The sequence below is a fragment of the Tenacibaculum sp. nBUS_03 genome (assembly GCF_051201695.1).
Lineage (GTDB): Bacteria > Bacteroidota > Bacteroidia > Flavobacteriales > Flavobacteriaceae > Polaribacter.
Window position 1 is genome coordinate 1,063,547 of the sequence record NZ_CP179214.1, and the last position, 20,580, is coordinate 1,084,126.

A 20,580-nucleotide genomic window follows, 5' to 3' on the forward strand; every position below is an offset into this window, starting at 1 on the left:
AATGATTAAACCACCTAACTTAAACCCCTTAAGTAATATGAAGATATTTCTGTCTTTATTTTTTGCCCTAGTTATACATCAATCTTTTTACGCTCAAGTAAAAATAGGGAACAATCCGAATGTAATAAGCAACACATCTATTTTAGAGCTAGAAAGTAGCAGCAAAGCACTTGTTATTACAAGGGTTAATGATGCTCAAATGAATAGTATCATTCCTTTAGAAGGAGCAATTGTTTACAATACAGATCACAAGTGTGTATATCAATATACTGGATTAATATGGAATAGCTTATGTTCAGCTCAAGCAAATCAGCAATTAAGCTTTAACCCATCAAATCAAGAATTAACATTACAAAATGGTGGTACTGTAAACTTAAGTTCTCTTATTAATGATGGTGATAGCGATCCTCTAAACGAAACTAACTTTTATTTTGGAATACGAAATGACAATATTGAAATAACAGATAGCAATGGTTCATTATCTATCCCTCTATCTGATTTAGCAGACGCTATAATCATTGACACTCCCGGAATAGTTGCTGATGGTTCCGAAACAATTGTTAATGGTGGTGGCATTGTCGTGGTTACTGGAACGGGAACAACTGCCAATCCATATACAATATTCGCTACGGAAGCTCTTACAACAATGGCTTTAAATGCGGATGGAAAAACTCTTGAGTATACTGATGAAGACGGAACTACAACTAGTATTGACCTATCTACAGTCATTGCTGGATTTGAAACTCTTACAGTATTAAATGTTGATAATGCTGCTGGTAAATTAACCTACAAGGATGAAAATGGAACTACTAATGATGTAGACCTTACAGCTTTAATTGCAACTCACGAAGCTCTTACAACAATGGCTTTAAATGCGGATGGAAAAACTCTTGAGTATACTGATGAAGACGGAACTACAACTAGTATTGACCTATCTACAGTGATTGCTGGATTTGAAACTCTTACAGTATTAAATGTTGATAATGCTGCTGGTAAATTAACCTACAAGGATGAAAATGGAACTACTAATGATGTAGACCTTACCGCTTTAATTGCAACTCACGAAGCTCTTACAACAATGGCTTTAAATGCGGATGGAAAAACTCTTGAGTATACTGATGAAGACGGAACTACAACTAGTATTGACCTATCTACAGTCATTGCTGGATTTGAAACTCTTACAGTATTAAATGTTGATAATGCTGCTGGTAAATTAACCTACAAGGATGAAAATGGAACTACTAATGATGTAGACCTTACAGCTTTAATTGCAACTCACGAAGCTCTTACAACAATGGCTTTAAATGCGGATGGAAAAACTCTTGAGTATACTGATGAAGACGGAACTACAACTAGTATTGACCTATCTACAGTCATTGCTGGATTTGAAACTCTTACAGTATTAAATGTTGATAATGCTGCTGGTAAATTAACCTACAAGGATGAAAATGGAACTACTAATGATGTAGACCTTACAGCTTTAATTGCAACTCACGAAGCTCTTACAACAATGGCTTTAAATGCGGATGGAAAAACTCTTGAATATACTGATGAAGACGGAACTACAACTAGTATTGACCTATCTACAGTGATTGCTGGATTTGAAACTCTCACAGTATTAAATGTTGATAATGCTGCTGGTAAATTAACCTACAAGGACGAAAATGGAACTACTAATGATGTAGACCTTACCGCTTTAATTGCAACTCACGAAGCTCTTACAACAATGGCTTTAAATGCGGATGGAAAAACTCTTGAGTATACTGATGAAGACGGAACTACAACTAGTATTGACCTATCTACAGTCATTGCTGGATTTGAAACTCTTACAGTATTAAATGTTGATAATGCTGCTGGTAAATTAACCTACAAGGATGAAAATGGAACTACTAATGATGTAGACCTTACAGCTTTAATTGCAACTCACGAAGCTCTTACAACAATGGCTTTAAATGCGGATGGAAAAACTCTTGAGTATACTGATGAAGACGGAACTACAACTAGTATTGACCTATCTACAGTCATTGCTGGATTTGAAACTCTTACAGTATTAAATGTTGATAATGCTGCTGGTAAATTAACCTACAAGGATGAAAATGGAACTACTAATGATGTAGACCTTACCGCTTTAATTGCAACTCACGAAGCTCTTACAACAATGGCTTTAAATGCGGATGGAAAAACTCTTGAGTATACTGATGAAGACGGAACTACAACTAGTATTGACCTATCTACAGTCATTGCTGGATTTGAAACTCTTACAGTATTAAATGTTGATAATGCTGCTGGTAAATTAACCTACAAGGATGAAAATGGAACTACTAATGATGTAGACCTTACCGCTTTAATTGCAACTCACGAAGCTCTTACAACAATGGCTTTAAATGCGGATGGAAAAACTCTTGAGTATACTGATGAAGACGGAACTACAACTAGTATTGACCTATCTACAGTGATTGCTGGATTTGAAACTCTTACAGTATTAAATGTTGATAATGCTGCTGGTAAATTAACCTACAAGGATGAAAATGGAACTACTAATGATGTAGACCTTACCGCTTTAATTGCAACTCACGAAGCTCTTACAACAATGGCTTTAAATGCGGATGGAAAAACTCTTGAGTATACTGATGAAGACGGAACTACAACTAGTATTGACCTATCTACAGTGATTGCTGGATTTGAAACTCTTACGGTATTAAATGTTGATAATGCTGCTGGTAAATTAACCTACAAGGATGAAAATGGAACTACTAATGATGTAGACCTTACCGCTTTAATTGCAACTCATGAAGCTCTTACAACAATGGCTTTAAATGCGGATGGAAAAACTCTTGAATATACTGATGAAGACGGAACTACAACTAGTATTGACCTATCTACAGTGATTGCTGGATTTGAAACTCTTACAGTATTAAATGTTGATAATGCTGCTGGTAAATTAACCTACAAGGATGAAAATGGAACTACTAATGATGTAGACCTTACCGCTTTAATTGCAACTCATGAAGCTCTTACAACAATGGCTTTAAATGCGGATGGAAAAACTCTTGAATATACTGATGAAGACGGAACTACAACTAGTATTGACCTATCTACAGTGATTGCTGGATTTGAAACTCTTACAGTATTAAATGTTGATAATGCTGCTGGTAAATTAACCTACAAGGATGAAAATGGAACTACTAATGATGTAGACCTTACCGCTTTAATTGCAACTCACGAAGCTCTTACAACAATGGCTTTAAATGCGGATGGAAAAACTCTTGAGTATACTGATGAAGACGGAACTACAACTAGTATTGACCTATCTACAGTGATTGCTGGATTTGAAACTCTTACAGTATTAAATGTTGATAATGCTGCTGGTAAATTAACCTACAAGGATGAAAATGGAACTACTAATGATGTAGACCTTACAGCTTTAATTGCAACTCACGAAGCTCTTACAACAATGGCTTTAAATGCGGATGGAAAAACTCTTGAGTATACTGATGAAGACGGAACTACAACTAGTATTGACCTATCTACAGTCATTGCTGGATTTGAAACTCTTACAGTATTAAATGTTGATAATGCTGCTGGTAAATTAACCTACAAGGATGAAAATGGAACTACTAATGATGTAGACCTTACCGCTTTAATTGCAACTCACGAAGCTCTTACAACAATGGCTTTAAATGCGGATGGAAAAACTCTTGAGTATACTGATGAAGACGGAACTACAACTAGTATTGACCTATCTACAGTGATTGCTGGATTTGAAACTCTTACGGTATTAAATGTTGATAATGCTGCTGGTAAATTAACCTACAAGGATGAAAATGGAACTACTAATGATGTAGACCTTACCGCTTTAATTGCAACTCATGAAGCTCTTACAACAATGGCTTTAAATGCGGATGGAAAAACTCTTGAATATACTGATGAAGACGGAACTACAACTAGTATTGACCTATCTACAGTGATTGCTGGATTTGAAACTCTTACAGTATTAAATGTTGATAATGCTGCTGGTAAATTAACCTACAAGGACGAAAATGGAACTACTAATGATGTAGACCTTACCGCTTTAATTGCAACTCACGAAGCTCTTACAACAATGGCTTTAAATGCGGATGGAAAAACTCTTGAATATACTGATGAAGACGGAACTACAACTAGTATTGACCTATCTACAGTGATTGCTGGATTTGAAACTCTTACAGTATTAAATGTTGATAATGCTGCTGGTAAATTAACCTACAAGGATGAAAATGGAACTACTAATGATGTAGACCTTACAGCTTTAATTGCAACTCACGAAGCTCTTACAACAATGGCTTTAAATGCGGATGGAAAAACTCTTGAGTATACTGATGAAGACGGAACTACAACTAGTATTGACCTATCTACAGTGATTGCTGGATTTGAAACTCTTACAGTATTAAATGTTGATAATGCTGCTGGTAAATTAACCTACAAGGATGAAAATGGAACTACTAATGATGTAGACCTTACCGCTTTAATTGCAACTCACGAAGCTCTTACAACAATGGCTTTAAATGCGGATGGAAAAACTCTTGAGTATACTGATGAAGACGGAACTACAACTAGTATTGACCTATCTACAGTGATTGCTGGATTTGAAACTCTTACAGTATTAAATGTTGATAATGCTGCTGGTAAATTAACCTACAAGGATGAAAATGGAACTACTAATGATGTAGACCTTACAGCTTTAATTGCAACTCACGAAGCTCTTACAACAATGGCTTTAAATGCGGATGGAAAAACTCTTGAGTATACTGATGAAGACGGAACTACAACTAGTATTGACCTATCTACAGTGATTGCTGGATTTGAAACTCTTACAGTATTAAATGTTGATAATGCTGCTGGTAAATTAACCTACAAGGATGAAAATGGAACTACTAATGATGTAGACCTTACCGCTTTAATTGCAACTCACGAAGCTCTTACAACAATGGCTTTAAATGCGGATGGAAAAACTCTTGAGTATACTGATGAAGACGGAACTACAACTAGTATTGACCTATCTACAGTCATTGCTGGATTTGAAACTCTTACAGTATTAAATGTTGATAATGCTGCTGGTAAATTAACCTACAAGGATGAAAATGGAACTACTAATGATGTAGACCTTACAGCTTTAATTGCAACTCACGAAGCTCTTACAACAATGGCTTTAAATGCGGATGGAAAAACTCTTGAGTATACTGATGAAGACGGAACTACAACTAGTATTGACCTATCTACAGTCATTGCTGGATTTGAAACTCTTACAGTATTAAATGTTGATAATGCTGCTGGTAAATTAACCTACAAGGATGAAAATGGAACTACTAATGATGTAGACCTTACAGCTTTAATTGCAACTCACGAAGCTCTTACAACAATGGCTTTAAATGCGGATGGAAAAACTCTTGAATATACTGATGAAGACGGAACTACAACTAGTATTGACCTATCTACAGTGATTGCTGGATTTGAAACTCTCACAGTATTAAATGTTGATAATGCTGCTGGTAAATTAACCTACAAGGACGAAAATGGAACTACTAATGATGTAGACCTTACCGCTTTAATTGCAACTCACGAAGCTCTTACAACAATGGCTTTAAATGCGGATGGAAAAACTCTTGAGTATACTGATGAAGACGGAACTACAACTAGTATTGACCTATCTACAGTCATTGCTGGATTTGAAACTCTTACAGTATTAAATGTTGATAATGCTGCTGGTAAATTAACCTACAAGGATGAAAATGGAACTACTAATGATGTAGACCTTACAGCTTTAATTGCAACTCACGAAGCTCTTACAACAATGGCTTTAAATGCGGATGGAAAAACTCTTGAGTATACTGATGAAGACGGAACTACAACTAGTATTGACCTATCTACAGTCATTGCTGGATTTGAAACTCTTACAGTATTAAATGTTGATAATGCTGCTGGTAAATTAACCTACAAGGATGAAAATGGAACTACTAATGATGTAGACCTTACCGCTTTAATTGCAACTCACGAAGCTCTTACAACAATGGCTTTAAATGCGGATGGAAAAACTCTTGAGTATACTGATGAAGACGGAACTACAACTAGTATTGACCTATCTACAGTCATTGCTGGATTTGAAACTCTCACAGTATTAAATGTTGATAATGCTGCTGGTAAATTAACCTACAAGGACGAAAATGGAACTACTAATGATGTAGACCTTACCGCTTTAATTGCAACTCACGAAGCTCTTACAACAATGGCTTTAAATGCGGATGGAAAAACTCTTGAGTATACTGATGAAGACGGAACTACAACTAGTATTGACCTATCTACAGTGATTGCTGGATTTGAAACTCTTACAGTATTAAATGTTGATAATGCTGCTGGTAAATTAACCTACAAAGATGAAAATGGAACTACTAATGATGTAGACCTTACCGCTTTAATTGCAACTCACGAAGCTCTTACAACAATGGCTTTAAATGCGGATGGAAAAACTCTTGAATATACTGATGAAGACGGAACTACAACTAGTATTGACCTATCTACAGTGATTGCTGGATTTGAAACTCTTACGGTATTAAATGTTGATAATGCTGCTGGTAAATTAACCTACAAGGATGAAAATGGAACTACTAATGATGTAGACCTTACCGCTTTAATTGCAACTCATGAAGCTCTTACAACAATGGCTTTAAATGCGGATGGAAAAACTCTTGAGTATACTGATGAAGACGGAACTACAACTAGTATTGACCTATCTACAGTGATTGCTGGATTTGAAACTCTTACAGTATTAAATGTTGATAATGCTGCTGGTAAATTAACCTACAAGGACGAAAATGGAACTACTAATGATGTAGACCTTACCGCTTTAATTGCAACTCACGAAGCTCTTACAACAATGGCTTTAAATGCGGATGGAAAAACTCTTGAGTATACTGATGAAGACGGAACTACAACTAGTATTGACCTATCTACAGTGATTGCTGGATTTGAAACTCTTACAGTATTAAATGTTGATAATGCTGCTGGTAAATTAACCTACAAGGATGAAAATGGAACTACTAATGATGTAGACCTTACCGCTTTAATTGCAACTCACGAAGCTCTTACAACAATGGCTTTAAATGCGGATGGAAAAACTCTTGAGTATACTGATGAAGACGGAACTACAACTAGTATTGACCTATCTACAGTCATTGCTGGATTTGAAACTCTCACAGTATTAAATGTTGATAATGCTGCTGGTAAATTAACCTACAAGGACGAAAATGGAACTACTAATGATGTAGACCTTACCGCTTTAATTGCAACTCACGAAGCTCTTACAACAATGGCTTTAAATGCGGATGGAAAAACTCTTGAGTATACTGATGAAGACGGAACTACAACTAGTATTGACCTATCTACAGTCATTGCTGGATTTGAAACTCTTACAGTATTAAATGTTGATAATGCTGCTGGTAAATTAACCTACAAAGATGAAAATGGAACTACTAATGATGTAGACCTTACCGCTTTAATTGCAACTCACGAAGCTCTTACAACAATGGCTTTAAATGCGGATGGAAAAACTCTTGAATATACTGATGAAGACGGAACTACAACTAGTATTGACCTATCTACAGTGATTGCTGGATTTGAAACTCTTACGGTATTAAATGTTGATAATGCTGCTGGTAAATTAACCTACAAGGATGAAAATGGAACTACTAATGATGTAGACCTTACCGCTTTAATTGCAACTCATGAAGCTCTTACAACAATGGCTTTAAATGCGGATGGAAAAACTCTTGAGTATACTGATGAAGACGGAACTACAACTAGTATTGACCTATCTACAGTGATTGCTGGATTTGAAACTCTTACAGTATTAAATGTTGATAATGCTGCTGGTAAATTAACCTACAAGGACGAAAATGGAACTACTAATGATGTAGACCTTACCGCTTTAATTGCAACTCACGAAGCTCTTACAACAATGGCTTTAAATGCGGATGGAAAAACTCTTGAGTATACTGATGAAGACGGAACTACAACTAGTATTGACCTATCTACAGTGATTGCTGGATTTGAAACTCTTACAGTATTAAATGTTGATAATGCTGCTGGTAAATTAACCTACAAAGATGAAAATGGAACTACTAATGATGTAGACCTTACCGCTTTAATTGCAACTCACGAAGCTCTTACAACAATGGCTTTAAATGCGGATGGAAAAACTCTTGAATATACTGATGAAGACGGAACTACAACTAGTATTGACCTATCTACAGTGATTGCTGGATTTGAAACTCTTACGGTATTAAATGTTGATAATGCTGCTGGTAAATTAACCTACAAGGATGAAAATGGAACTACTAATGATGTAGACCTTACCGCTTTAATTGCAACTCATGAAGCTCTTACAACAATGGCTTTAAATGCGGATGGAAAAACTCTTGAGTATACTGATGAAGACGGAACTACAACTAGTATTGACCTATCTACAGTGATTGCTGGATTTGAAACTCTTACAGTATTAAATGTTGATAATGCTGCTGGTAAATTAACCTACAAAGATGAAAATGGAACTACTAATGATGTAGACCTTACCGCTTTAATTGCAACTCACGAAGCTCTTACAACAATGGCTTTAAATGCGGATGGAAAAACTCTTGAATATACTGATGAAGACGGAACTACAACTAGTATTGACCTATCTACAGTGATTGCTGGATTTGAAACTCTTACGGTATTAAATGTTGATAATGCTGCTGGTAAATTAACCTACAAGGATGAAAATGGAACTACTAATGATGTAGACCTTACCGCTTTAATTGCAACTCATGAAGCTCTTACAACAATGGCTTTAAATGCGGATGGAAAAACTCTTGAGTATACTGATGAAGACGGAACTACAACTAGTATTGACCTATCTACAGTCATTGCTGGATTTGAAACTCTTACAGTATTAAATGTTGATAATGCTGCTGGTAAATTAACCTACAAGGATGAAAATGGAACTACTAATGATGTAGACCTTACAGCTTTAATTGCAACTCACGAAGCTCTTACAACAATGGCTTTAAATGCGGATGGAAAAACTCTTGAATATACTGATGAAGACGGAACTACAACTAGTATTGACCTATCTACAGTGATTGCTGGATTTGAAACTCTCACAGTATTAAATGTTGATAATGCTGCTGGTAAATTAACCTACAAGGACGAAAATGGAACTACTAATGATGTAGACCTTACCGCTTTAATTGCAACTCACGAAGCTCTTACAACAATGGCTTTAAATGCGGATGGAAAAACTCTTGAGTATACTGATGAAGACGGAACTACAACTAGTATTGACCTATCTACAGTCATTGCTGGATTTGAAACTCTTACAGTATTAAATGTTGATAATGCTGCTGGTAAATTAACCTACAAGGATGAAAATGGAACTACTAATGATGTAGACCTTACAGCTTTAATTGCAACTCACGAAGCTCTTACAACAATGGCTTTAAATGCGGATGGAAAAACTCTTGAGTATACTGATGAAGACGGAACTACAACTAGTATTGACCTATCTACAGTCATTGCTGGATTTGAAACTCTTACAGTATTAAATGTTGATAATGCTGCTGGTAAATTAACCTACAAGGATGAAAATGGAACTACTAATGATGTAGACCTTACCGCTTTAATTGCAACTCACGAAGCTCTTACAACAATGGCTTTAAATGCGGATGGAAAAACTCTTGAGTATACTGATGAAGACGGAACTACAACTAGTATTGACCTATCTACAGTCATTGCTGGATTTGAAACTCTTACAGTATTAAATGTTGATAATGCTGCTGGTAAATTAACCTACAAGGATGAAAATGGAACTACTAATGATGTAGACCTTACCGCTTTAATTGCAACTCATGAAGCTCTTACAACAATGGCTTTAAATGCGGATGGAAAAACTCTTGAATATACTGATGAAGACGGAACTACAACTAGTATTGACCTATCTACAGTGATTGCTGGATTTGAAACTCTTACAGTATTAAATGTTGATAATGCTGCTGGTAAATTAACCTACAAGGATGAAAATGGAACTACTAATGATGTAGACCTTACCGCTTTAATTGCAACTCATGAAGCTCTTACAACAATGGCTTTAAATGCGGATGGAAAAACTCTTGAATATACTGATGAAGACGGAACTACAACTAGTATTGACCTATCTACAGTGATTGCTGGATTTGAAACTCTTACAGTATTAAATGTTGATAATGCTGCTGGTAAATTAACCTACAAGGATGAAAATGGAACTACTAATGATGTAGACCTTACCGCTTTAATTGCAACTCACGAAGCTCTTACAACAATGGCTTTAAATGCGGATGGAAAAACTCTTGAGTATACTGATGAAGACGGAACTACAACTAGTATTGACCTATCTACAGTGATTGCTGGATTTGAAACTCTTACAGTATTAAATGTTGATAATGCTGCTGGTAAATTAACCTACAAGGATGAAAATGGAACTACTAATGATGTAGACCTTACAGCTTTAATTGCAACTCACGAAGCTCTTACAACAATGGCTTTAAATGCGGATGGAAAAACTCTTGAGTATACTGATGAAGACGGAACTACAACTAGTATTGACCTATCTACAGTCATTGCTGGATTTGAAACTCTTACAGTATTAAATGTTGATAATGCTGCTGGTAAATTAACCTACAAGGATGAAAATGGAACTACTAATGATGTAGACCTTACCGCTTTAATTGCAACTCACGAAGCTCTTACAACAATGGCTTTAAATGCGGATGGAAAAACTCTTGAGTATACTGATGAAGACGGAACTACAACTAGTATTGACCTATCTACAGTCATTGCTGGATTTGAAACTCTTACGGTATTAAATGTTGATAATGCTGCTGGTAAATTAACCTACAAGGATGAAAATGGAACTACTAATGATGTAGACCTTACCGCTTTAATTGCAACTCATGAAGCTCTTACAACAATGGCTTTAAATGCGGATGGAAAAACTCTTGAATATACTGATGAAGACGGAACTACAACTAGTATTGACCTATCTACAGTGATTGCTGGATTTGAAACTCTTACAGTATTAAATGTTGATAATGCTGCTGGTAAATTAACCTACAAGGACGAAAATGGAACTACTAATGATGTAGACCTTACCGCTTTAATTGCAACTCATGAAACAAATACATTTGTTACACAAGCAGGTGGCAATGAAGACTCTGATGTTACTGCTGGTGATGCAAGAATAATTGCAACCTACAATTCTGAGGATGGAACTACAACAAGAATTAACGAAACAGTAACTTCGCTTTCTCAAAACACAACTACTGGTCAAATTACTTATACTAATGAGGATAATGCTGCACAAACAGCAAATGTTGTAGCTGTTGAAACAGACAATAAATTAACTGTAGGAGCAAATGGAGGTGCTTATTTTGCAGGGACCTACTGTTGTAGCTGCTGCTAAAGTTACAATGACATATAATACAGATGCTACGAATACTTATGCTTCTCATACTATTGCTAAGAGTTATAATATAGCTTCAATTACAAGAATAAATGATGGTGAATATTATCAAGTTACTTTTACAACAGCTATGAATGATGCTAACTATATTATTCAATTAGCGATTAAAGATTGTGGTGGTAATTGTCCTGGAAATACTAATTCTAATTACGATGACCCTGGAATTACATATCACAATCAAACAGCAAATGGATTTAGAGTTAATATTGGAGATAGTGACAATGGAACCAATCAAAAAGATGATATTGATTTAGAGTTTATGTTAACTGTTATAGATTTTTAATAAAATGATTAAAAAGTTATTCTGTATATTCATTTTATTTAAATTCGTTGTTGCTTTTGCTCAAATTGATGAAAACTCATTAATTAGCCTTCCAAGAGCAACAACGATTGAGCTAAATAATATTACTACTCCTAGTTTGGGGAGTCTTGCTTTTGATACTTCAAAAGATAGGGTTGTAGAGTACACTGGTTCAGGATGGCAAGAGATGTTAACATCAAGTAATGTTTATCTTGGAGCATTTATTATATCTTCTTCAGGAAGTCAAACAATAACTGGGATTCCCTTCTCACCTTCTTCAATTTCATTTAGTGCTCATGCTAATATAGAAAGTCTTAATATTAATAGTGACAATGATGTTGGAAATAATAACACTGGACTCAACAATTCATTTGGAACAATGACTGGTTTTGCTAGAAATGATAGTGGAACGATAGTACAACAAGTAATTTATGTTGGTGGAAGCGGAAACTCCATTAATGATATATCAAGATATGCTAGTAGTTCTAATTGTGTTGGTATTCGTTATGGAAATCAAAACGGAGACAACCTTGGAATTGTATCGGCTTCAATGACATCTTTTAATACTAATGGATTTACAATTAATGTTTCAAAAACTGGTACTGCTGGATCGGAAAATCTGGTAGTTTTATTTAGCGCATATAAATAACCCCCCCTTTATGAAAAAAATTTACGTATTACTTTTCTTAATTTGTTTTAGTCATAAAGCATTCATGCAGATAGATGCTAATTCAGTTATGGGACTTCCCACAGTTACAAATGATACAGAGATGAATACTGTGACAGGAGCAAACGAGGGCTCTTTACTTTATAATATTTCGCAAAAAAACATTTATATATTTGACGGAACTAGTTGGGTACCCGTTAACAAAGAAAAAAATACAATTGGAGATATTAAATACAGTTCACAAACAGTAGATCATTCTGGATGGTACTTACTTGACGGAAGAGCAATTACTTCATTATCTTCAAATGCAGAAAATAATGCAAATTCTCTTGGGTTTACTACAAACTTACCAAATGCAGAAGATAGAGTGTTAAAACACCCTTCAGCTACTCAAAATATTGGAGATATAGGGGGAAGCTCTACAACTACTTTAATTCAAGCAAATTTACCAAACGTAGATTTTACTGGTACTACATCTACTGATGGTGATCACAATCATACTATAAACAGACAAGTAGGAGTTGATCAAGTTCGTCATCCTAGTGATGCTAATAGAACATTTTATAATCAGGGAGGCGTAACTAATACTAGTAACGCTGGAGATCATAATCATACAGTAACAGTACCAAGTGGTGGTAATGATCAAGCTTTCGAGAGATATCAACCCTACATCGTATTTAATACCTTTATTTATTTAGGATTATGAGAAAGGTTATAACTTACATTATTATGCTGTTAGTAATTAATACTATAAACTCTCAAATTGATGCAAATTCAGTAAAAGGTCTTCCAATTGTAAGTAACGACATTGAAATGAATGGTATAACAGGTGCTTCTGATGGTTCTTTAGTTTATAATACTAATCAAAAAAACATTTATATTTATGACGGTACTAGCTGGGTTTCTGTTAATAAACCAACTATTAATTTGGGAGAAATAAAATACAGTGTTCTAGCAACTGATCATTCTGGATGGTACCTACTTGACGGAAGGGCTATTAACACCTTATCGGCTAATGCCCAAACTAATGCAAATAATTTAGGTTTTACAACTAATATTCCTAATTCACAAAATAGAATATTAAAAGGTCCTTCTACTGGTGAAAATATAGCTGACACTGGTGGCTTAGGTTCTACCACCTTAGTTCAAGCAAACTTACCAAATGTAAATTTTAATGGTACTACTTCAACAAATGGTAACCATACTCATACTATGAATAGACTTGCTGGAAATGATCAAATTAGAAATGGATCGGATGCAAATAGAACATTTTATAATCAAGGAGCGAATACGAATACGAGTACTGCAGGAAATCATACACATACATTTACCGTAAACAGTGGTGGTACTAACCAATCATTTGATAGATATCAACCCTATTTAGTAGTTAATACATTTATATACCTAGGACTATAATTATGAAAAAAACAGTATTATTTATAGCTATTATTATCAAGTGTAATTTCTTATTTTCACAAATTGATGCGAATTCAACAATAGGACTACCCACTACCCTAAATAATACTGAAATGAACAATATTACAGGAGCAAATGAAGGCTCTATTTTGTATAATATTGCTGAAAAAAACATATATTTTTTTAATGGAACTACCTGGGTTACACCTAACAACCTATCTTCAAATATTTATTCATCAAATGGAATATTATCTGGTTCAAGGACTTTAAACGGAGGGGGAAATTCTTTGATTTTCAACAATTTAAATGCGTTGCAGTTTTTTAGTACTGGAACTACTCAGTTATTTGCTACAGGTGCATCACAAATAGGTTCTACAGCAAGCACTACACAAATTTCTGCTGCTTTGGGGCTAACATTAAGTGCTACTTCTGGTGGAATTACATTAAACGGTGATTCATTAATAAATAATAACCTGAGTGTTATAGGTTCTTTTTCAGATAGTAATTCAAATACAGGTTCAAACGGACAAATTCTTTCCTCTACAGTTACTGGGACAGAATGGGTTGATCCTAATTTACCAGAAGTTATTAATAAAACAGCCAGCTATACATTAACATCTGCAGATAATGGAAAAGTTTTTACTTTCAATACTGTTACAGATGTTACACTAAACGTTTCTGCTGGATTACCTATTGGTTTTAATATAAGTATTTATCAAGTTAACACTGGAAAAGTTGAAATAATTGGAGTTGGTGGAGTTACAGTTTTAAATAGATTATCTCGCTTTAAAACTGCTGGTAAAGATGCTGGTGCTGGTTTAATATGTACCAGTACAAATAATTTTCATTTAACAGGAGATTTAAAAAGATGATAGTATTTAAATATAAGATAATAATATTCCTTATTTACTTCATATCCTTATCTGGATACTGTCAAATAGCTACCTATAATCAATATCCTTCTTTAAAACCATCACACATTCTAGATGAAAAACTTACAAATATTAGTTTTGCATTTTCTATGAGAGTCTTAGAGAGTGATTACGATGGGCCTTTAATCAGGTTGAGAAGAGCTGGAGATAATGCTGAGCAAGATTTTGGTTGGGGAGATAACGATATTGTAGATATTGCCGCTATCAATGCATGGAGAGGTACTAATAATGTATTTGTACATACATGGTATGACCAAAGTGGTTTAAACAGGCATGCTATTCAAACAACATTAAACAGACAGCCTCGCTTTTACCCCAATTCTTTTCCTTACTTTCAAGGGGATGGTAGTAATGACCATCTAACTATAAATACACCAAATGGAATACAAGACGTCACTACAAATGGGGATCTAGGAACAGTTATAGGAGTAATGAGAGCTACAAGTAAATCACAACACACTTTCGGTGTATTAGTAAACACTAATCGCTGGTCTTCTCATGTAAATTGGAGTGATCAAAATTTATATTTTGATCCTGGTGTATGTTGTAATCCTACTCGTAGTTATAATAATAATGTAAATTTAAATGTATGGGAAGTATACTCCTTTATTAAAACAAATACAAACAGTATAGCTCGTTCGGGAGGCGTTCAACGTTTTAATGGAACATACATAAATGGAAGGTGTACAAGAACTGAAGATTTTGCAATTGGCTGGGCAACTGGGAATCAACCTGGAAATCATGCGACCACTAGTTTTAATGAATTTATTATGTATAGGGTAGATATTAATACTACTGAATACGAAGAAATAGAAACAAATGCAATTACCTTTTGGGGATTGTAATTATGAATTATTAGAAATAAAAAAGTATAATCTTATACCTATTTATCGTTATAAGTTTACTTTTTACCGAAATATAAATAACTTTAATAGAAAATAAAATATCTTTGAAGTGTAATTAATAAGAAAAGAATACGACCTATGAAGTGATGAATACAACATAAAAAATAACAACATACAGTATAAACTTTTTTAAGTTTAAAAATAAATAATTAAAGAATTAAAAATACGGGGGTATTTATGAAGTTTTTATTATCTATTATGGCATTATATATGTCATTATTAATTAACGCACAAACGTCTGCGTTTCACAATTACGGAAATATAAAAATGCATGAAAATGCAAGTATAGGATTCCATACTGACTTTATTAACGATGGAGTATTGGATGATGATAATAGTGGTTTAGCTGGTTTTTATAGCGACAGTGAAATTAGAACTGTCTCTGGAACTAATAGAGCGGTTTTTGAGAACCTTGAGTTTGATGTCATAAATGATGTTGAATTATATAGTTCAATAGGTACAACTGGAGAAATGAGTTTCGTTAATGGAAAAGTATTTACTCCAAGAAATGTAACTAACGTATCTTTAGACTATATAAACCATAAATTTTATGTTGGTGAAGACAATCTTAGACATGTTGACGGATACTCTTCGGCTACAGGAGCAAATGAATTCACTTTTCCTATTGGTGATGATAACAGGTTAAGACCTATGATTCTATCATCTCAATCTGCTACTACCAAATACAGTGGAGCATATTATTTTGAAAATCCAAATACACCTCCTTCTCAATTTGGAGGGTCTTTTCCTACTTCTCAAAAACAAATTTTTATTAAAAATATAAGCAACTTAGAGTTCTGGGATTTAGATGGTAACATGGACACAACAATTACTCTTACTTGGAATCAAAAAAGTGAAATTAATACTATTAGTGAAAATATCGACCTTCTAAGAGTTGTTGGCTGGAGTGTAACGGAATCCAAATGGGTAGACTTAGGTAGAGCATCGTCTTCTGGAAATCTTAATTCTGGAAAAATAATGTCTAATTCATTTATCCCTGATGACTATACCATAATAACTATTGGCTCTGAGTTTGCTACTGGCGAGTTATCTGATATAAATTTAATATTTACACCTAATGGTGATAATACAAACGAAACTTTAACATTTGAAGGTATAGAACAATACAAAAACAATAAGTTATCTATTTTTAACAGATGGGGAAATGTTGTTTATGAGGCTGAAAATTATAAAAATGATTGGAAAGGAAAATCAGATGGAAGAGCTACTGTTAATAAGAACCAGGATTTACCAGATGGTACTTATTTCTATTTATTGAAACTAGGGAGCGATGAAAGTAAAAATCAGAAAGGATGGATTTATATTCATAGATAAGACATTATAAAAAGTATTTAGTAAGAATTGGTATTATTACCACTATTTATTTAATGTACATTTAAATTTTACAAAAACTCTCATTAGAAATTGTTTTTTATCAATTTCTAATGAGAGTTTTTTTACATTAAGAGTACCATAATAATATCACTATTTTTTTTGTTAATGAATTAAATGTTTTTATAATTTATTTTTTGGCACGCAATTTGAAAACTATAGATAAATGCGGTAGCTGAAAAGCATATAGAGTAGGCATAACTGTAAAACTAGTAATTATGAGAACAGGGATACTTTTTTTATTAACAATACTACTTGTAACACCATTAAGTGCTAACAATATTAATAAATCAACTAGCAAAATAGAAAGCACATATCGCTATGATGATGCAGTAACCTTTGTAGAAAGAAATGTACAGTTTCATGTATTTTTAAATGGTGAATTTGACTTTAATACGCATTATAGAAATACACAATATGTAGACTACTATGGTAGACGAACTAAAGTTAATAGAGGTGTTCGAATTGACAGAGACTTTAAGGGTAGAATTAGACGAGTTGGTAATGTGTTTGTTAATTATGACTTCAGGGGCAATGTAACACGTATTGGTAGTGTATTTATTAGATATAGAAGAGGACAATTAACAAAAGTAGGAAATTTACGTATTAGATATGATAGATGGGGAAAGCCTTTCTACAAAGGAAATGTAAAAAATCAAAGATATTATCATGATTACGAAACTTGTGATGACGGTTTCAATATCGACATCAATATTGGAGATGTTTTTGACTATGACAATGCATACTTTTATAGAAGAGATTTTAGAAATAACTACCGTCAATTTAAAGAAGATAGTAATTTTTATTATTACAGAGCTAAACCTAATGCAAGAATAGGTAAACGAAGTAAAATTTTAAAAAGGAGGAAAAGTAAAAGAAATAATGATGATGATTACTTTAATAGAACGAAACCTAAAGAAAAAACAGAATCAAGAAGAAATAGATAAAATCAAAAACCCAAGCTCTAGCTTGGGTTTTTGATTTTATCTATTTATTAAAATTATTTAGCAACATTCACAGCTCTAGTTTCACGAATAACAGTTACTTTAACCTGTCCAGGATACGTCATATCATTTTGAATCTTTTGAGAAATATTAAACGATAATTCAGCAGCTTTAGTATCATTAACTTTTGCACTTTCTACCATCACACGCAATTCACGTCCAGCTTGAATTGCATAAGCTTTTTGAACACCTGTAAAGCCAAAAGCTATATCTTCCAAATCTTTCAATCTTTGAATATAACTATCTAAAACTTGACGACGAGCCCCTGGGCGTGCCCCTGAAATAGCATCACAAACTTGAACAATAGGAGATAATAAACTCTTCATTTCTATTTCATCATGGTGAGCACCTATCGCATTACAAACATCAGGTTTTTCGCCATATTTCTCTGCCCATTGCATTCCTAATAAAGCATGTGGAAGTTCACTTTCAGTTTCAGGAACTTTACCAATATCGTGCAATAAACCTGCTCGTTTAGCTGCTTTAGCATTTAAGCCCATTTCTGCTGCCATAATACCACAAAGATTGGCAACCTCACGTGAGTGTTGAAGTAAGTTTTGACCATAAGAAGAACGATATTTCATTCTACCAACAGTTTTAATTAACTCAGGATGTAAACCATGAACTCCCAAATCTATAACTGTACGTTTACCTACTTCTATTATCTCTTGATTTATTTGTTTTTCAGTTTTTTTGACAATCTCTTCAATTCTTGCTGGGTGAATTCTTCCATCAGTAACCAATTTATGCATTGACAACCTTGCAATCTCTCTTCGAACAGGATCAAAACATGATAAGATAATTGCTTCCGGAGTATCATCAACTATAATTTCAACCCCAGTTGCGGCTTCTAATGCTCTAATGTTACGTCCCTCTCTACCTATAATTCTTCCTTTAACATCATCAGACTCTAAATTAAAAACAGATACACAATTTTCAACTGCCTGCTCTACTCCTACCCTTTGAATTGTGTTTAATACCACTTTACGAGCCTCTTGTTGTGCAGTCATTTTAGACTCTTCTACAGTATCTTGAATAAAAGCCATAGCATCTGCTTTGGCTTCTTCTTTTAATGAAGCTACCAATTCTGTTTTTGCTTCATCAGCTGATAATCCTGAAATTTGTTCAAGCATATCAACATGGCGCTTATGTATTTTTTCAACCTCAGCTTCTTTTTTCTCTAAAAACTCTATTTTATAGTCATAATCGGCCTCTTTTTTCTCCAGACCTCTATTTAACTTTTTATTTTTATCTAATTCTGAAGAAACTTGACTTTCTTTATCTCTTATTCTTTTTTCAACATCTGAAACTTTCTTTTCTCTTGATAATATAACTTTTTCATGTTCAGATTTAAGCTCAATAAATTTTTCTTTTGCCTGTAATATTTTTTCTTTTTTTATTGCATCAGCTTCTACTCTTGCTTCTTTAACAATATTTCTTGCTTCTTTTTTTGTTTCTTGTATTAATTTATTAGCTTTTGTTTTTTCTATCATTTTAGCAATAATAAAACCTATTACTAAACCTATAATTCCTGCTAACACAGGAAATAATACTCCCTCCATAATTTTAATTTGATTGTATAAAAAAAGCCTACATTAATAAGGTCTTATAAACTCCGAGTGAACAGGTTTAGGACTAACTGATTAATCAAGAATCCGAAACAAAGCCGGCGTGCTTTTCTAATCTAGACTTATCCTTTTTAATTTAATAGTGTTGAGTTTATTAAACTAGGTATTAATGTAGGCAGTATGTTAATAATGTATTTTAAAGAACTTATAATTGCGAATCTAATAAATTAGTTAACGCCTTTATTTTATGTAATACTTCTTTATCTTCCAATTCTTTACTTATTGATGCTATTTCTAACTTTGATGCAAATTGTAATGCACACATTGCTAAAACATCTTGCTTATCAGACACTGCATAACTTTGCTCATATTTAGCAATTAAATCATTAATATTTTTAGCGGCTTTACGCATCCCTTCTTCTTCACTTGTATTATTAACACTTAAAGGATAAGTTCTACCAGCTATTACAACATTAACTTTTAACTTTGTCATGTAAAGAACTTTTAAATATTTAAGAGTTTGATGCACTTATCAATTTCTCTTACTAAAGTATTTATTTTATGTTTTGTTTCTCTTGTGTTTTCGTTACTGCCCTCAATAGTTTTAGCTATTTTTAGCAATTTAAATTCTTTTTGACTAATCGCTAATTCTTGCTCTTTCTCTTTTAATAAATTGTGTAACTTAGCATTATTTTGAAATAAAATCTTATTTTCTTCCTTTAAAAATTCATAATTGGATAACAGTTTTCTTAATCTATCTTCCAGTAGATGAATTGCTTTTTGAGTGTTACTCATTTATTTTTTGAGAATAAAACTATTTCTACAAAGT

12 protein-coding genes and 1 other RNA gene are annotated in these 20,580 nt (G+C 33.6%); 9 read left to right on the forward strand and 4 right to left on the reverse strand.

Annotation, left to right across the window (positions count from 1 at the left end; all coding sequences use genetic code 11):
* Nucleotides 1-37: 37 nt before the first annotated feature.
* The 9 genes from ACMFBB_RS04845 to ACMFBB_RS04885 all read left to right on the forward strand — a co-directional run bounded on the left by ACMFBB_RS04845 (nucleotide 38) and on the right by ACMFBB_RS04885 (nucleotide 18,126).
* Nucleotides 38-11,506 carry a beta strand repeat-containing protein gene (locus ACMFBB_RS04845; RefSeq protein WP_435263334.1) on the forward strand — a complete coding sequence of 3,823 codons (11,469 nt, stop codon included), beginning with the start codon at nucleotides 38-40 and terminating at the stop codon, nucleotides 11,504-11,506.
* Nucleotides 11,460-11,849, forward strand: coding sequence for a hypothetical protein (locus ACMFBB_RS04850; protein WP_435263335.1), 390 nt, complete (start codon nucleotides 11,460-11,462; stop codon nucleotides 11,847-11,849). The genes ACMFBB_RS04845 and ACMFBB_RS04850 overlap by 47 nt, the downstream gene beginning before the upstream one ends.
* 4 nt (nucleotides 11,850-11,853) lie before the next feature.
* Nucleotides 11,854-12,516 carry a hypothetical protein gene (locus ACMFBB_RS04855; protein WP_435263336.1) on the forward strand — a complete coding sequence of 221 codons (663 nt, stop codon included), beginning with the start codon at nucleotides 11,854-11,856 and terminating at the stop codon, nucleotides 12,514-12,516.
* Nucleotides 12,517-12,526: 10 nt separating this feature from the next.
* Nucleotides 12,527-13,240, forward strand: a complete 714-nt coding sequence (locus ACMFBB_RS04860) for a hypothetical protein (protein ID WP_435263337.1) — start codon at nucleotides 12,527-12,529, stop codon at nucleotides 13,238-13,240.
* A 23-nt stretch (nucleotides 13,241-13,263) separates the two neighbouring features.
* Nucleotides 13,264-13,950 (forward strand): hypothetical protein, encoded by a 687-nt coding sequence (locus ACMFBB_RS04865; RefSeq protein ID WP_435263338.1) that lies wholly within the window; start codon nucleotides 13,264-13,266, stop codon nucleotides 13,948-13,950.
* 2 nt (nucleotides 13,951-13,952) lie between these two features.
* Nucleotides 13,953-14,822, forward strand: coding sequence for a hypothetical protein (locus ACMFBB_RS04870; RefSeq protein ID WP_435263339.1), 870 nt, complete (start codon nucleotides 13,953-13,955; stop codon nucleotides 14,820-14,822).
* Nucleotides 14,819-15,727, forward strand: coding sequence for a hypothetical protein (locus tag ACMFBB_RS04875; protein WP_435263340.1), 909 nt, complete (start codon nucleotides 14,819-14,821; stop codon nucleotides 15,725-15,727). The genes ACMFBB_RS04870 and ACMFBB_RS04875 overlap by 4 nt, the downstream gene beginning before the upstream one ends.
* A 237-nt stretch (nucleotides 15,728-15,964) precedes the next feature.
* Complete coding sequence (locus tag ACMFBB_RS04880) at nucleotides 15,965-17,122, forward strand: gliding motility-associated C-terminal domain-containing protein (protein ID WP_435263341.1); 1,158 nt, start codon at nucleotides 15,965-15,967, stop codon at nucleotides 17,120-17,122.
* 275 nt (nucleotides 17,123-17,397) lie between these two features.
* Entirely contained in the window at nucleotides 17,398-18,126 is a 729-nt protein-coding gene (locus tag ACMFBB_RS04885) for a hypothetical protein (protein ID WP_435263342.1), read from the forward strand.
* A gap of 53 nt (nucleotides 18,127-18,179) precedes the next feature.
* On the opposite strand, the gene rny is transcribed toward ACMFBB_RS04885, so the two are convergent.
* From rny to ACMFBB_RS04905, 4 genes are all read right to left on the reverse strand, one after another.
* Complete coding sequence (gene rny / locus ACMFBB_RS04890; protein ID WP_435263343.1) at nucleotides 18,180-19,745, reverse strand: ribonuclease Y; 1,566 nt, start codon at nucleotides 19,743-19,745, stop codon at nucleotides 18,180-18,182.
* 48 nt (nucleotides 19,746-19,793) lie between these two features.
* Nucleotides 19,794-19,902: non-coding RNA, 6S RNA (ssrS, locus tag ACMFBB_RS04895), on the reverse strand.
* A gap of 54 nt (nucleotides 19,903-19,956) precedes the next feature.
* Complete coding sequence (locus tag ACMFBB_RS04900) at nucleotides 19,957-20,244, reverse strand: cell division protein ZapA (protein WP_435263344.1); 288 nt, start codon at nucleotides 20,242-20,244, stop codon at nucleotides 19,957-19,959.
* An 11-nt stretch (nucleotides 20,245-20,255) separates the two neighbouring features.
* The gene (locus ACMFBB_RS04905; RefSeq protein WP_435263345.1) at nucleotides 20,256-20,546 is read right to left on the reverse strand and encodes a hypothetical protein; all 291 of its coding nucleotides are present in this window, start codon (nucleotides 20,544-20,546) and stop codon (nucleotides 20,256-20,258) included.
* Nucleotides 20,547-20,580 lie beyond the last annotated feature (34 nt).

Coding starts and splice junctions, on each gene's coding strand:
- ACMFBB_RS04845 (WP_435263334.1), top strand. CDS start 38: ATGAAGATATTTCTGTCTTTATTTTTTGCCCTAGTTATACATCAATCT.
- ACMFBB_RS04850 (WP_435263335.1), top strand. CDS start 11,460: ATGGAGGTGCTTATTTTGCAGGGACCTACTGTTGTAGCTGCTGCTAAA.
- ACMFBB_RS04855 (WP_435263336.1), top strand. CDS start 11,854: ATGATTAAAAAGTTATTCTGTATATTCATTTTATTTAAATTCGTTGTT.
- ACMFBB_RS04860 (WP_435263337.1), top strand. CDS start 12,527: ATGAAAAAAATTTACGTATTACTTTTCTTAATTTGTTTTAGTCATAAA.
- ACMFBB_RS04865 (WP_435263338.1), top strand. CDS start 13,264: ATGCTGTTAGTAATTAATACTATAAACTCTCAAATTGATGCAAATTCA.
- ACMFBB_RS04870 (WP_435263339.1), top strand. CDS start 13,953: ATGAAAAAAACAGTATTATTTATAGCTATTATTATCAAGTGTAATTTC.
- ACMFBB_RS04875 (WP_435263340.1), top strand. CDS start 14,819: ATGATAGTATTTAAATATAAGATAATAATATTCCTTATTTACTTCATA.
- ACMFBB_RS04880 (WP_435263341.1), top strand. CDS start 15,965: ATGAAGTTTTTATTATCTATTATGGCATTATATATGTCATTATTAATT.
- ACMFBB_RS04885 (WP_435263342.1), top strand. CDS start 17,398: ATGAGAACAGGGATACTTTTTTTATTAACAATACTACTTGTAACACCA.
- rny (WP_435263343.1), bottom strand. CDS start 19,745: ATGGAGGGAGTATTATTTCCTGTGTTAGCAGGAATTATAGGTTTAGTA.
- ACMFBB_RS04900 (WP_435263344.1), bottom strand. CDS start 20,244: ATGACAAAGTTAAAAGTTAATGTTGTAATAGCTGGTAGAACTTATCCT.
- ACMFBB_RS04905 (WP_435263345.1), bottom strand. CDS start 20,546: ATGAGTAACACTCAAAAAGCAATTCATCTACTGGAAGATAGATTAAGA.